Source organism: Paenibacillus alkalitolerans (genome assembly GCF_016482785.1).
Classification (GTDB): domain Bacteria; phylum Bacillota; class Bacilli; order Paenibacillales; family YIM-B00363; genus Paenibacillus_AE; species Paenibacillus_AE alkalitolerans.
On sequence record NZ_JAEMXM010000015.1, the window covers coordinates 51783 to 66500 of the forward strand.

Consider the following 14718-nt stretch of genomic DNA (forward strand, 5'->3'; position numbering starts at 1 on the left):
TCACCGTTCCTCTCCCAGCTTGATCGCCTGGGTGATGCGCAGCCGCCTCAACTGCAGCAAAAGCAGGCATGCGCCGGCGGTGAGCATGACACCTACCGCGATATACAGCTTCAGCGCATCGTCCGCTTCAAACACGACGCGAAACGGCGGCACCTGCCGCGCTCCTCCCCCGTTTCCCTCCTGAAGAAACCGCAGGAACAGCCTGCTTGCGGCCGATCCGATCCCGATGCCGGCGGCAGCCGACAAGCCGGTCGTAAACAACTGCTCCAACAGCAGCATGCCGGCCAACTGTGCGCGGGACAGCCCCATCGCCCGCAAAATACCGAACCCGACGACCCGCTGCGACAGCGAGAAAAACCAGAAGATCAAATACCCGATCAGCGAAACGAGCAGCGAGATTAGAAATCCGAGGCTCAGAATGCCGAACACGCCGCCTTGGGACGGATGGTTCCGGCGCTCGATCAGCTCGCCACGCGCATCTTCTACTTGAGCCACCGCCGCACCGCGCTCCGCCAACGTTTCCAGCACAGGCGCGAGCTTGGCGCCGTCTTCCATATTAAGCCACACTTCATACGGAACGATCTCCATGTTCTGGTATATGTAATCGAGATTCGCCACGATGAACGGAGCCTCGTCCGGGTATAGGCTCGGCCAGTAAGGCACGATGCCGGCGACGACGAAATCTACCTCAGCCTTGTCGTATCCGAGGATAACGCGCAGCGGATCGCCCTCTTTCAAGCCGTGCCGTTCGGCGAACGAGCTTGACACGAGCGCGGCCTGTTCGGCAATGCCGAGCAGATCGAGGTACTTGTACGGATGGTGCGGAAATAAATCATTCCGAAACGTTGCCGTCTTGGCGAAATCGGCGTTATCGACGCCGACAACCTGGCCGCTTCCTGCCGATCTGCCGCTAATCTCGATGCTGCCTGCCGTCTTCAGCACGCGGGCGGCAGCCTCTACCCCTTCAAGATTCCGGTACGCCTCGAAGGAGGGCTCTGTATAATACACTTTATTTTCGTCGTTTTCGTCTTGGACGCCCTCCCACGCCTCTTTCAGCACGACGTCGCTGCCGTATTGGTACTGAATCCGGTCCGCGGCGTTCAAGTCGATCGTGCGGGCGGCGGACGAGGCGTAAACGCCGAGACCGATCGTAAGAATGAGCAAAATCATGAGCGGATAAAATGACCCCGCCGAACGCGACAGCTGCGTCAATGTGAGATACGCCGCGACCGGCATCCGCTGTTTGGCCACGGCGTTCCAAGCGCGAAGCAGCAGCGGGAATAACCGCAAACAAATTAATCCAGCCGCGAAGATGAACAGCGCCGGCACAATGAACAATGCCGGTTGGAGCTGCGCATCGCCGCTTCCGCCGCCGCCGGCGGCGGCGATTTGGCCGGTGCTCATCAGGTACCACCCGGCGCCGGCCAGCCCGAGCAGCGACACGTCGAGGTAAAGCCGCTGCCAAAGCGGCGGCCGGTTGACGCGCGCCTTCTTCTGCGTATGCTGCACGATCGACGCTCCGGCGTAGTTCGAAATCGGCGCCAAGGTGGCGGCAACCGCAAGCGCGGTGGCGGCAAAGCCGAACAGCCATACGGCGTTTGTCCAACCGACGGGAATCGACTTGCGTCCGACGAAGGCAAAGAAGCCGCTGGAGGAGCCGATCGCCTTGGCCATGAACCATGCCAAGGCCAGACCGAAAGCGAAGGCAACCGCCGCCAGCAGCGCGGACTCGACGGCGTACAGCGCGGCGATTTGCCGCGGCGTCGCGCCGCGGCTTTGCAGTACGGCGATGTCGCCCCGTTGGCGCGAAAGAGATTGCTGCGCGGTTATGGCGATGAAATACGTGACCATTGCCAACACCGGCGCGGCAAGGGAGAACAGCATCGCCTGCAGCAGCATGCTCTGCCGTTCAAAGCCGATAATCATGTCAAGGAACGTCAAGTTGACTTTCGTATGTTCTAGCAGCCGGTGCAGGTTGATGTCGAGCCGCTGCAGCTCGCCGATTAACCGCGGCAAGTCGCCGATGCGGATGTCGCCAAGATCGAACGCGTAGAACCAACCCGCCGAATCAAGCGACAGACCGTTCCGCTCAAGCAGCTCATCAGTCATCGTCTTTCGGCTGATCATAAACGACTCCGCCAGCTTCTCTTTCCCGTCGACCGCCCAGCTCATCTCCGTCTCGTCTTTCAGCTTGTAACTACCTGAGATGCGTACCGTCAACCGCTTCGTATCCCCGTCCACGTTCTTCGCATCGTAATAGAACGCGTCGCCGACGCTCCAGCCGAAACGGATCATCGTCTCATGCAGCACAATGGCTTCGACGGTTGAACCGGACTGCGCTCCGTCTTGCGGCATCTTTCCCTCTACGAGATCGATGCGCTCCGGAAATCCGCTTTGGGACGCCAGCTCCATGCGCACCAAGCGGTTGGCGCCGCCCGCGCCCGCTTGAGCGGAGCGCACGGTGGAAGGGTGCAGGCTCATCCGGTAAGAAGCCGCCTGCACCGGGAAGCCGATGCGGCCGGGAAGCTCATCGCGAATCCAGCCGTCAACCTCCGTCAGCCCGTCCAAATCCGTCTCTTCGCCGCCTGGCGATTGATACTTCATATACAGAGACGCCGCAGGCAGCCCTTTCGTCTGTTCCCGGAGCGAATCGGCCACAAGCCGCTTCAGCGTGCCGTCGGCATACATCGGAATGCTCATCGCGAAAGCCGCAGCCACTGTTAGACCGAGCAGCGTGCTGATATTGAACCATCGGTTCTGCCACAATTTCTTGAGGAGAAACACCGCGATTTGCATTATTTCCCCACAACCTTCTGGCCTTCCTCAAGCCCTTTAATGATTTCCACATCCGTCGCGGTCTGTACCCCGATCTCTACATCCATCTCTCCCTTGGTGCCGTCGGGATGCGACACGAGCACATAGCTGCGGCTGTTTTGCGTACGAAGCGCCGAGACGGGGATCGACAATACGTTCTCCCGGCTCTCGACGATGACGGAAGCGGATAGCGGAGTGCCGTGGCTGACGCCTTCCGGCAGCGGCACGTCGATCAGCAAGTAGGAGTCAAGCGAATCGTCCTCGCCGCCGGAAGCCGAATCGCTCACCGGCAGTCTTCTTACCGTACCGGAGCCGTCGCCCGCCGTATTGATACTGACCGTTGCCGCCATGCCCGGGGCAATGTCTGCCAAATCTCCCGCATTGAATTTCACGGCCGCGACGAGGTCGTTCATATCGGCGATTCGTCCCACTTTCTCATATGCCTTCGCCACATCGCCCTTCTCCGCGGAGAAGCTTACGATCGTTCCGTCGTACGGCGCGGTCAGCTTCGATCGCCGCAACCGCTCGCGCAAATCGGCAAGTTCTTCTTCCAGCAATGCGTAGTCGAGCTGCAGTTTCCTTAACGTGACGGAGTCCGCCTCAGCCGAATTCCGCATCGACTCCTTCAAGTCGAGACCGGCTTTCTCCAATTCGATTTCTTTCCTGCGAATTTGTCTCTCCGTATCTCCGTTGTCGAGCTCCGCCAACACTTGCCCTTTCTTCACTTCGTCCCCGGCTTTTACGTAAACGGCAACGATTCGGCGGTTGTCTTCGGTGAAAAACAAATTTTCCTCCCGCTCCGACATCAGCTTCCCAGACCCGGTCACTTTCACTTCCAGCGTGCCGCGCTTCACCGGGTACTCCGGTTTTTGCGATATTTTCGGCGTTCGGATCTCCGGGAGGTTCTCCAACTCTTCTTCCTGGGGCAGCAAGGAGCAGCCTGCCAACGAAAACAGGCACACCGCCGCAATCAGCGCCCGGGCTGCGAGTCTTCTTCTTCTATTCCTCCGTGATCCGGCCGTCGGCCATTCGGTAAACAACATCCGCCGCCTCCCATAGCGTAGAATCGTGCGTCGTCATGCATATCGCGATCCGCTCGGACTCGATGATGTCGCGGAACACGGCAACGATGCGCGCAGCCATCACCGAATCGAGCTCCGCCGTCGGTTCGTCCGCCAACAGGAGGAGCGGCCGGTGAGCGATCGCTTTGGCGATCGCCACCCGCTGCTGCTCTCCCCCGGACAATTCAAACGGCCGGTGGTGCGCCCGTCTCGTCAAGCCTACAAGATCAAGGCAGCGTGACGTCCGTTCTTTCCATTCGGTTCGCGGAACACCCGCCATGCGCAAAGACAATTCCACGTTCTCCCAAGCGGTGAGCAGAGGCAGCAGCGCGAACGATTGGAATATAAACCCGATCTCCTTGCGCCTCACGATGGTCAGCTGCTTGTCGTTCCACGCGTGCAGAGGGCGCCCCCGGAAACTCACTTCGCCGGAGGACGGCTTGTCAAGACCTCCCAACAAATTGAGCAGCGTCGTCTTTCCCGACCCGGACCGCCCCCGCAGCATCGTCAGCATCCCGGAGCGGATCGACAGATCGATCCCCTTCAGCACCTCGATCCGGCGGTTTCCGGACGAGAAGCTTTTGCGCACGTCAAGCACCTGCAGCAGCGTGTCCTCCGCGTACCCGTGCGCTATCACTCTTGATCGGTCTCCGCTTTCGCTTTCGTAAGCAAATCCTGTCCTTGCGACTGGATCGCTGCAAGCGCTTCGTCAACCGTCTGCGTCCCGTCGACCGCCTTCTTGATTTGCTCGGACGCCATCTGCGCGAACGATTCGGCAAACCCTTCCGGCAGCGTCTGCAGCAGGCTTTGCACATTCGCATTGAGCGCATAGAACGCGTCGATATTTTTGCCGTCCGCTTCCGGTTTATAAGCGGTTCTTGACGACAGCACCGGAGACGATTTGGCGTTCGTCTTCGCCAGCTGTTCGCCCGCCGCGTATTTCAAAAACTCCCACGCCGCAGGCAAATTCTCGGAAGCCGCATTGATGGAAAATATATCGGTCAAGCTGATGGTTCCGGTCACGTCGGGCTGTGACGGATCGACCGGCACGGTCACGACGTCCCATTCGAAATCCTTGAAGGGATTCGCAGGTCCGCCTTCCTTGCCGCCTTCTTGTTTGACGCTTAGCCCAAATTCGGACTTCTCGCCTCTTCCCATCATGTTCATCAGCATCGGATCGTCGATCGCCATCGCCGCCTGTCCGGTCATAAAGCTCACCATATCCGGACCGATCCGGACTGCCATCCTGCCTCCGAAGCTGCGCATCATGCCCATTCCGCCGTCCGCAGCCGAAGGCATCGATATGCCGCCCGATTTATATCCGTCGATCACCGACCGGAAAATCTCCTTCCACTCCGGCGTATCGATCGATACCTTGCCTGAATCCGCATCGGCGTAAAGCAGCCCCTTCGCTTCGCCGATCATACGGATGAGTTCGAACGGATCGGTCGTCTGGAACAGGCCGAGGAGTGCGTCGTCGCCGTCTTTCTTTACGGGAAAACGCGACGCGAGCTGCAGCACTTCCTCCCAGCTCATGCCGTCCGTCGGATACGGAACGCCGTGAGCGTCGAACAAATTTTTGTTGTAGTAGAGCGCCATACTGGAGAAACTCGGGCTCAACCCGTACAATTTGCCTCCGCCGTGAGCTTTCAGCAGCTCGATGACGGAAGAATGGAAGCCGTCGATGTCGAACTCGTCTTGCTTGACGGCCGCTTCCAGATCGTATAATTGTCCCTTCTTCGCGAGCGCCGAATACTGCTCTTCCGTCAAATAAATGACATCAGGTTTCTGCTCCTCGACCAACTTCTCCATTTCTGCGACCGGGTCGTCCGACTCAAACACGGAATCGATCGGCACGACCTCCAGCTCCACATTGGGAAACATCGCCTGAAAAGCGTTGCCGTATTGCATAAGAAACGGCTGCTCGTCAAAATAAGCGACTTTCAGCGACCCGGAATCCTCCCGGTCCAAACCGGAGACGGCATTGTCCGCCGTTCCCCCTGGCGCCGCGCATGCCGACAACGCAGCCGTCAGCAGCAGAGACAAAATCATCGAACCCGCTTTCTTCTTACGTCCTCTTTTCACATCCATCACCCTTCTCTAAGAATCGATTCGCTGTCCATTATGCCGCCTAATTCTTAGAAATCGCTTAGAGAAGAAGACTCGCGTTCTCTCTGCCGCCTAACCGTTCCCAGCCGGCAACATGACTATCATGCGCGTGCCGGCGCCCGGCTTGCTTTCCGCGCGAATTTTGCCTTTGTGACGCTCAACGATCCATTTGGCGATGGCAAGGCCGAGCCCCGCTCCGCCTTCCTTGCGCGTTCGCGCCTTGTCGCTTCGGTAGAAGCGGTCGAATATGCGGGGCAAATCGTCCGGATCGATGCCGATGCCGGAGTCTTCCACTTCCAATTGCACGGAGTGGGCCAGCTTGCGGGCAACGACACGGACCAGACCGCCGTGGGGCGTATATTTGATCGCATTGTCGATTAGAATCGTAAGCAGCTGATGGATGCGTTCTTCATCCGCGCGCATCTCCACCTGCGAGTCGATTTCCGTATGGAGGATAATATTTTTGACCTCCGCCAGCATCCGCATCTTGTTCGCGCATTCTTGAACGACAATATCGAACCGGACCGGCTTCATCTCCAGCTCGATCCGGTCCGAATCCGACCGCGCAAGCGTCAGCATGCCGTTAACCAGCTTGCTCATCCGCCTCGCCTCCGACAATACGGTCGAAATATGCTTGCTGTCCTGTTCGATCGTGTGGTCCGGATGGCGCAGCATCAGCTCCGAATGCGCTTGAATGACGGAAAGCGGCGTTCTCAGCTCATGCGACGCGTCGGACATGAACTGCTGCTGTTGTTCCCACGATTGTCGGATCGGAATAAGCGCTCTTTCGGCCAAATAGTGTCCGGCGACGCCCGCAATGATCAAACCGAATCCGCCGCCGAACAGAAGTATGTACAGCAAATTTCGCAGCATCCCGATTTCCGCGGAAACGTTGGCGAACAGCTGCATCGCTTCGGGAGCATACCGTTGCGTATTTCCGACGATAATGACGACGTTCGGTCTCTTTAACAGCAGGACGCGAAAATGCTGATCGCCGATTTGCACCGTTTGCGGAGCATCCCCGAAGTTCGACGGACGCAGCAGCCGCAGCTGTTCCTGAGTGAATTCCTGGGTCCCCGGCGTAGGAAACGGCTCGCCGGTTTCTTTCCAGAATAATTGTAATATCGGCCGATCCGACTGGTTCAGGCGCAAAACCGACACCTTCTGTGCTGGCGCGATCAAATTGTCGCCGTTATTCGCCGTCCACATCAACGAATTGTCGACTTGGGCAAAAAGCATCTGTTCCATGAATAAATAAACCGATACGTTGAGCGATATCAAAATAACGGACAACACGGCGGCATTGCGGACGGTGAGCTGAACTCGGGTCCGGGTGAACATTACGCCTTCTCCTTCAACATATACCCGACGCCGCGAACCGTGTGTATGTACCGGTCGCATCCGGACACGGCCAGCTTTTTTCTTACATAGTGCACGTATACGTCGATTACGCCTGGCCCCGCATCCGAATCGATCCCCCACACCCTGTCGAGCATCTGCTCTTTCGTTAAAATCTGCTCCCGGTTAAGAAGCAAATACTCAAGCAGCTCGAATTCTTTCAGCGTCAACTTGAGCGGTTTCCCGTCGGCATACCCTTCCATCGTTTGCCGCCTCACGCCGATTTTCCCGTATGCAAGCTCCCCGTCAAGCGCCGCTTGCGACTGCCTGCGAATGAGCGCCCGCGTTCGCGCCAGCAGCTCCGGAACGGCAAACGGTTTGACCAAATAATCGTCGGCTCCGGTATCGAGCCCTTTCACCCGGTCTTCCACACTGTCTCTTGCCGTAAGCAGCAAAATCGGCATCTTTATTCCTTTGCCCCTCAGCTTTCGCAGCACCGACAATCCGTTCATGCCCGGCAGCATGATATCTATGATCATCATGTCGTGAATGCGCTGTTCGGCCATGTAAAGCCCGTCGATCCCATTCTCAGCTTCGTCGACCTGGTACGCTTCTTCCTTCAGCACCGTAACCACCGCATCAAGCAGCGGCCGGTCGTCTTCCACCACAAGGATTTTCAAAATGGCACGCCCCTTTACACTTCGTTCCTGCGGCACCATTTTACTCCATAAACCTTAAATTTAGCTTAGAGGCCGGCACAAATAAAAAAAAGACACCGTTCAAGGTGTCTCATACCACACGATATCTTCGAACATCTTATTTACCCGGGGCACGAAGCCTTCCTCCCAATCCTCATTATATTGGACAGTGACGCGATAAACACGGTCGCCGTGCTTAAATATGGAGACGATTCCCAAGAGGTGGTGTCCGTCTTCATTTTGCTTTGTGATAAAGAATTCGATATCGGACATGGCAAAACTGTTCGGTGAGTCACCGGTTCTCTCGCTAATCTCATAGCCTTCGCTCTGGAGGGATTGCTTCGCCTCCTCCGTTTGTTCCTCCACTGTCGTCCGCGTTCCCTTGCTCGGTGAGAAAAATTGTACTTTCGCGTCCTCGTTTTTCTTTCCGGCGAAATTCGCGATTACGGTCAACGAATCCCCGTCCTGGCCTGAACCGGCCCCTTCAACAAGAAGATCATTCGAAATATACGTTGAAAATTGCAGCGCCGGATTGTCGTGAAGCGTAAACTCTAACTTTTCCGGCATTCCCTCCAGTTCGATTGTGTCGGTTTTCGTTTCGGGCCGGTTTTTTGCAGCGTTGTCGCTGTCCGCGGCGCCGGTTGAACCGTCTTCGCCGCCATCGCCTTTGCCGGAAGACACCGTTTCATCCGGGTTATCTGAAGTTTGTCCGTCCGTCTGTTGTTCGTCATTGTTTGCAGCCGGTAGCTCGTTGCCGGTTGCCTGCTTCTCGTCTCCGGATTGGGCCTGCTCCGCATTCCCTGTGCCGCCCTCATTCCCCGTATTCCCCAGGCAACCGCTCAGTGCGATCATCAACATTATCAACGTAATGATCCATGCAATGTTCTTCACCTGAAGCTCACCCCAAATCATTGATCTGCTGCCTTACAATGTTGAAAACGACTTTGGCGAGGAAAAGGTTGCATGTTTAACCTGGTATTTTCTGGTTTTATTTACTTTCTCTTATCGAACCGTTTCGCCGGATTGAATTTCAAATTGGGCCGCACCAAATCGGCGACCGGGCTCACCCGCGAACAAACTAGAATACCGCCTTGCGGCCGTCACCGGTTCGAGCACTATCGGAATATTTCGGCTAGCAAGCCTTTTATGCGCTGTTTCGGGCTTCCGAAATTATTACGCTGATTCCCGTACGCACACTCTCCCCTAGCCTCAGACCGTCTGATTCTTCGTTCTGATGCTCTCCCCGGCTTCACCTTCCGTATTCGCCCCTTGCGCACACTATCCCTGTTACTCATAGGTGGATCGACCGTACATTCCACGGAATAGGCATCACTTATTTGCAGGCTTATTGGGACGAGTTTTGCTTTCGGCTCAATCAGACGTATCGCAACAATTCGGTCATAGACGCTTTGTTCGCGGTCTGTATGTCCTCTCAGGCGGGGAGAAACTAGATCGTCACTTGGTTTCGCGCTGCCTCGTTTCTGGCAGCAACCTTTGCATTTTCTGAACGACAGGGATAGTGTCCGCAAGGGAGAGAGTGTGTGTGTATGTGAGTTAGAGAGAGTCTGTGTGTGTTAGAGAAAGAGTGTGTGTGAGTATGAGTTAGAGAGAGTCTGTGTGAGTAAGAGAGAAAGAGTGTGTGTGGCTGTGTGAGTTAGAGAGAGTACTGTGTGTGTGTTAGTATTGCGAGGGAGCCGCCGCCAATTTGCTGTGGGGCATAGGGATAGGACTGCAAAGGGGAGTCGAAAAAGAAGTCATTGCCCATTCGGTCAATCGCCTTAACTGAACCATGGGGATAGCGCTCATAAGGGAATTCGATACGGATATCACGGCGGATACGCTTATCACGAAAAAAAAAGCGGCACCCGGAGCACCCCCGGATACCGCACCTTAAACCTGCAAATTACTCGTAAAGCACAGCTTTGATTTCTTCGCTGTCGATGTTCGACTTGTCGTACCAGAAGAACCCCGTGTCGATCGACTTCGGTACTTCTTCGCCTTTGACCGCTTGAACGGCCGCCTTCACCGTCTCATAGCCGATGCCGATCGGATTTTGCGTGATCGCGCCGGCCATCGTACCGGCCTTGATCGCGTCGATTTGCGCTTTGCCGGAGTCGTAGCCGATAACAACTACCTTGCCTTGCATTTGCATCTCGGTTACAGCGTTCAACACGCCGATCGCCGAGCCTTCGTTTGCGCCGAAGAATCCTTTCAGATTCGGATGCGCCTGCATAATCGCCTTCGCCAAGTCGGTCGATTTCAGGTGGTCCCCGCCGCCGTATTGAATGTCGACGACTTTAATGTTCGGATATTTCTCTTTCATCGTGTTGACGAATCCGTCGCGGCGGTCGATACCCGTGCGGCTCGTTTGGTCGTGCACGATAACCGCCACTTCACCTTCGCCCCCGATCAATTCCGCCATCTTGTCGGCTGCAAGGCCGGCGGCGGCAACGTTGTCCGTAGCGGCGGTTCCGAGCGGAATGTCGCTGTCAACGCCGGAGTCGAACGCGATGACCGGAATGTTCGCATCCTTCGCTTGCTGCAGCAGCGGGATGGACGCCTGGCTGTCCAATGCCGCAAACCCGATAGCGCTCGGCTTCTTGTCAAGCGCGACTTGAAGCATCTCAAGCTGCTTGTCGACTTGCTGCTCCGTCTCCGGACCTTCGAATGTGATTTCCACATCGAACTCTGCAGCCGCCTTCTCCGCGCCCTGCTTCACCGCTTGCCAGAACTGATGCTGAAACCCTTTGGAGATGATCGGAATATACAGCTTATCGCCCGAGCCGCCATCATTGGAGGCAGTTTCACTGGAACTCGAACCCGATTCCGAACCGGACCCGGATGACGCGTCCGAGTTACCGGACGTGGCCGCCGAACCGCACGCGCTCAACGCGACGATCGCCATCAGAAGCAGAAGCACTATTGAAAGCTTTTTCATTTGTAAACTCCCCCTGTAAAATGTGTGTTTTGTATATAATCTCCGCTTGGGAGACCATACCGCGTGTCAAACAAGCATCAAGCCTTCTTACGCCGCAAAATGTCCGCATACACCGCAAGCATGATGACGAACCCGACAACGACCGTCTGCCATTCTTGCGGCACCGAGAGGATGCGCAGGCCGTTCGTCAACACGCTCATGATCAATGCTCCGATCACGGTGCCGACGATCGTGCCTTTGCCGCCGCTGAGCGACGTTCCGCCGATGACGACGGCCGCAATCGCTTCCAGCTCGTAGCCCATGCCGAGCGCCGGCTGCGCCGAATTCAGCCGCGAAGCCATCAGAAGGCCCGCAATCCCGGTAAACGCACCGGTAATCGTGTAGATGACAATCTTCCAGTAGTTCACGTTTACGCCGGACAAGCGGGCGGCTTCTTCGTTGCTGCCGATCGCGAAGTTGTTCCGGCCGATGATCGTCTTCGACAAGATGACGCTTCCGATAATCGCAAGTACGAAGAATATAAGCACGGCGTTCGGAATCTTAAAGCCCGGAATAATCTGTCCGATAAACGAACCGAGCGAAATATTCGAAAATCCCGGAGAGTTCGTGAAGTAAATCGGCTTCGTGCCGGAGATGACCAGCGCCAACCCTTTGGCAACCATCATCATGGACAGCGTGGCGATGAACGGCGGAATTTTCATCTTCGCCACGGCCAATCCGGAGATCAGCCCGCACAAAGCGCCGGTCAATATGCCGCCGAGTATGCCGAACGGCACGAACACCCCGAATACGTCGATGAACGCCGGCACTCCCCATTGGGTGATGATGACCCCCGTCATTACGGCGCTTAACGTCATCACCGTGCCGACAGACAAATCGATGCCGCCCGTAATAATGACGAACGTCGAACCCAACGCGAGCACTCCGATGACGGCCGTTGACAGCAAGATGCCCATGATATTTGAAAATTGGAAAAAGTTGCCCGAAGATAGCGAAAACACGAGAATCAAAATTATTAAGCTGCCGAATGCGAGAAATTGTTGGAACAACCCGGACCCGGACCTGATAGACACAGGTTTTTCGACTGCGACGGTTTTCATCTGGCTCCCCCCTGCTTTTTCACTTAACCCACCCGCTGGGTGGCGTAGCTCATAATCGTCTCTTGGGACACGTTGTCGTTGACCATCTCCCCGGTCACTCTGCCCTCGCACATGACAAGAATGCGATGGCTCAGCCGGAGAATCTCGGGCAATTCCGAGCTGATCATAATGATCGACTTGCCTTCCCGCGCCAAGCTGTCCAGCAGCTTGTAAATCTCGCTCTTCGCCCCGACGTCGATGCCCCGCGTCGGTTCGTCGAAGATAAGAATGTCGCAGTCGCGCGTCAGCCATTTGCCGATGATCACTTTCTGCTGATTGCCCCCGGACAAAAACTTGATCGGTTGATGAATGCCCGGCGTCTTCACCTTGAGCTCCTCAACCACCTTCTCCGCCACCCGCGAAATACCGCCGTCGTCCATCCATCCGGCGCCGGCAAATCTCCGCAGCGACGCCACCGCCACGTTCGCCTTGACATCCATATCGAGCAGGCAGCCGAATTGTTTCCGGTCCTCCGACAAATATCCGATGCCGTGCCGAACCGCATGGTGCGGACTGCCGATTTGCACCTTCTTGCCGTGCACGAATATTTCCCCGGCATCGATCGGATCCGCCCCGAAGACGGCCCGTGCCGTTTCCGTACGTCCCGCTCCGACAAGACCGGCAATGCCGAGAATTTCGCCTTTCCTCAGCTGGAAGCTGACATCCTTCAACACATTGCCCCGGCTGAGCCCTTTTACCTCCAGCACAACTTCTTGGCTTCCGCTCCACTGCTCGGCGCTCGAAGTATGGTAGATCGCCCGCCCGACCATCATCGAGATGATTTGGTCGACCGTAACCTCGTTCGTCATGACCGTATCGATGTAGCTTCCGTCCCTCATCACCGTAATGCGGTCGCATATGCGCTTCAATTCCGCCATACGGTGGGAGATGTACACGATGCCTACTCCCTTGTCGCGCAGCCGCTCGATCATCCGGAACAGTTCTTCAATCTCCGCGTCGCTGAGCGCCGCCGTCGGCTCGTCCATGATCAGCACTTGCGACTCGTACGAAATCGCTTTCACGATTTCCACCATCTGCTGCTTGGCGACGGTCAAGTCACCCACCAGCGCGCGCGGGTCCAGATCTAAGTTCATCTGATCAAACAACGCTTTCGCTTGTTCGTTCATCTTTTTCTCGTCCAAAAATAATCCGAACGCCGTTCTCGGCTCGCGGCCGAGAAAGATATTTTGTGCGACCGTTAAATCCGGAGCCAGATTCAGTTCTTGGTGAATCATGCCGATTCCAAGCTGCTGAGCCGATTTGGGATCCGCGATATGAACTTCATTGCCTCTATAAACGATCCGGCCTTCATCCTTCTGATACACGCCGGTCAACACTTTCATCATCGTCGATTTACCGGCGCCGTTCTCGCCGACAAGCGCATGAACTTCGCCGGAAAGCAGTTCGAATTTGCAATTCTTCAACGCATGCACGCCGGCAAAACGCTTCTCGATCCCCTCCATGCTTACTAAAACCTCTCTCATCGGGTCACCTCTCCCTCCAGCTCGAGTTGCGCGTCGCAGTATTCATTTTACTAGGCTATTGTAAGGGCTTACATAGAATATTTTTTTGAGATGGTCGAAAATTTTACGATTTTGTGTCTGAAAAAAAACTACTGATCCACAAAGGGAAACAGCAGCTTCTGATTTTCTTCGGTATATATGTTGTCTTTGGATATCATAATGGACCCGGTGTCGATGACCGGCGGCACCTTCTCGCCGTTGAGCGCCTGCAAGGCGGTTTTCACGCTCAAGTACCCCATGTTGAAAGGCCGTTGGATAACCGTAGTCTGCATGATGCCCTCTTCAAGCAGCTTCACCTCGTCAACGGAGCTGTCGAAGCCGACCAGCTTTACGGTGCCCGCGAGCCCCAATTCGCGAATGGCCTTGCCGGCTCCGACCGTCGACGCTTCATTCAACCCGACGATGCCCGAGAGGTCCGGATGTTCGGTGAGCAGCCGCTTCATCGTTTCGTACGCCTTCTGTTCAATGCCGTCACTGTAAAAGGTGCCCACGATCTCGATGTTGTCATAAGCGCCAAGCGCCTCCCGCACGCCCCGCTCCCGTTCGATCTGGGTCGACGTGTCTTTCACGTAGCTGCTGATCGCCACCTTCGAAGGGCCGCTGAGCAAGTCCGCCATCGCTTGGCCGGCTTTCTTCCCGGCTTCGACGTTGTCCGTTGCGATTAAGCTGAGCGGCACATCGCTCTTGAGGCTCGAGTCGACGGTCAGCAGCACGATTCCGGCATCTTTTACTTTCTTGGCGACGGGAACGAGCAGATTCATATCCGTCGCGGCCAACACGATGGCGTCGGGCTTCTCCTCGATCGCTTGCTCCACTATGGCGATCTGCCCTTGAATATCGGACTCGGACGGCGGACCGACGACATCGGCCTCGACTCCGAACTCCTTCGCGGCTGCCCGGACGCCGTCTCCCAGCACCTGCCAAAACTCCATGCTGTCCTCCGTAACCTTAATGACGACGGCAATTTTCTTCGGCTTCGTCACCAGCTGATCGCGGAACACCTTCGTACCAAATACCGCGGCTGCCGCAATCAGCACGGACAGGCATGCCAGAATAATCGCGCGCCTTTTTAGCATCCGTCCGGCCATAACTCTCCCT

The 14718-nt window shown here is 56.3% G+C and carries 11 protein-coding genes; all 11 read right to left on the reverse strand.

The window, feature by feature from the left end; translation table 11 throughout:
- The 11 genes from JET16_RS20365 to JET16_RS20415 all read right to left on the reverse strand — a co-directional run bounded on the left by JET16_RS20365 (position 1) and on the right by JET16_RS20415 (position 14708).
- A complete protein-coding gene (locus JET16_RS20365) occupies positions 1–2796 on the reverse strand; it encodes an ABC transporter permease (RefSeq protein WP_199619692.1) in 2796 nt (931 codons plus the stop codon).
- Positions 2796–3857 (reverse strand): efflux RND transporter periplasmic adaptor subunit, encoded by a 1062-nt coding sequence (locus tag JET16_RS20370; RefSeq protein WP_199619695.1) that lies wholly within the window; start codon positions 3855–3857, stop codon positions 2796–2798. The genes JET16_RS20365 and JET16_RS20370 overlap by 1 nt, the downstream gene beginning before the upstream one ends.
- Positions 3814–4512: an ABC transporter ATP-binding protein gene (locus tag JET16_RS20375; protein ID WP_199619697.1), complete on the reverse strand. Its 699-nt coding sequence runs from the start codon at positions 4510–4512 to the stop codon at positions 3814–3816. Before JET16_RS20375 ends, JET16_RS20370 begins: the two co-directional genes overlap by 44 nt.
- Positions 4509–5960: an extracellular solute-binding protein gene (locus tag JET16_RS20380; protein WP_199619699.1), complete on the reverse strand. Its 1452-nt coding sequence runs from the start codon at positions 5958–5960 to the stop codon at positions 4509–4511. The genes JET16_RS20375 and JET16_RS20380 overlap by 4 nt, the downstream gene beginning before the upstream one ends.
- A 96-nt stretch (positions 5961–6056) precedes the next feature.
- On the reverse strand, positions 6057–7325 hold the full coding sequence (locus tag JET16_RS20385) for a sensor histidine kinase (RefSeq protein WP_199619701.1): 1269 nt from the start codon (positions 7323–7325) through the stop codon (positions 6057–6059).
- Positions 7325–8002 (reverse strand): response regulator transcription factor, encoded by a 678-nt coding sequence (locus JET16_RS20390; RefSeq protein ID WP_199619703.1) that lies wholly within the window; start codon positions 8000–8002, stop codon positions 7325–7327. Before JET16_RS20390 ends, JET16_RS20385 begins: the two co-directional genes overlap by 1 nt.
- A gap of 99 nt (positions 8003–8101) precedes the next feature.
- Positions 8102–8911 carry a hypothetical protein gene (locus tag JET16_RS20395; protein WP_199619705.1) on the reverse strand — a complete coding sequence of 270 codons (810 nt, stop codon included), beginning with the start codon at positions 8909–8911 and terminating at the stop codon, positions 8102–8104.
- A 1012-nt stretch (positions 8912–9923) separates the two neighbouring features.
- Positions 9924–10958 (reverse strand): ABC transporter substrate-binding protein, encoded by a 1035-nt coding sequence (locus tag JET16_RS20400; RefSeq protein ID WP_199619707.1) that lies wholly within the window; start codon positions 10956–10958, stop codon positions 9924–9926.
- Between the two features lie 77 nt (positions 10959–11035).
- Complete coding sequence (locus JET16_RS20405) at positions 11036–12058, reverse strand: ABC transporter permease (protein ID WP_199619709.1); 1023 nt, start codon at positions 12056–12058, stop codon at positions 11036–11038.
- A gap of 23 nt (positions 12059–12081) precedes the next feature.
- Positions 12082–13581 carry a sugar ABC transporter ATP-binding protein gene (locus JET16_RS20410; RefSeq protein WP_199619712.1) on the reverse strand — a complete coding sequence of 500 codons (1500 nt, stop codon included), beginning with the start codon at positions 13579–13581 and terminating at the stop codon, positions 12082–12084.
- A gap of 128 nt (positions 13582–13709) precedes the next feature.
- Positions 13710–14708 carry a substrate-binding domain-containing protein gene (locus tag JET16_RS20415; protein WP_233531968.1) on the reverse strand — a complete coding sequence of 333 codons (999 nt, stop codon included), beginning with the start codon at positions 14706–14708 and terminating at the stop codon, positions 13710–13712.
- Between the last annotated feature and the right edge of the window lie 10 nt (positions 14709–14718).

Coding starts and splice junctions, on each gene's coding strand:
- JET16_RS20385 (WP_199619701.1), bottom strand. CDS start 7,325: ATGTTCACCCGGACCCGAGTTCAGCTCACCGTCCGCAATGCCGCCGTG.
- JET16_RS20405 (WP_199619709.1), bottom strand. CDS start 12,058: ATGAAAACCGTCGCAGTCGAAAAACCTGTGTCTATCAGGTCCGGGTCC.
- JET16_RS20415 (WP_233531968.1), bottom strand. CDS start 14,708: ATGGCCGGACGGATGCTAAAAAGGCGCGCGATTATTCTGGCATGCCTG.
- JET16_RS20410 (WP_199619712.1), bottom strand. CDS start 13,581: ATGAGAGAGGTTTTAGTAAGCATGGAGGGGATCGAGAAGCGTTTTGCC.
- JET16_RS20370 (WP_199619695.1), bottom strand. CDS start 3,857: ATGTTGTTTACCGAATGGCCGACGGCCGGATCACGGAGGAATAGAAGA.
- JET16_RS20400 (WP_199619707.1), bottom strand. CDS start 10,958: ATGAAAAAGCTTTCAATAGTGCTTCTGCTTCTGATGGCGATCGTCGCG.
- JET16_RS20365 (WP_199619692.1), bottom strand. CDS start 2,796: ATGCAAATCGCGGTGTTTCTCCTCAAGAAATTGTGGCAGAACCGATGG.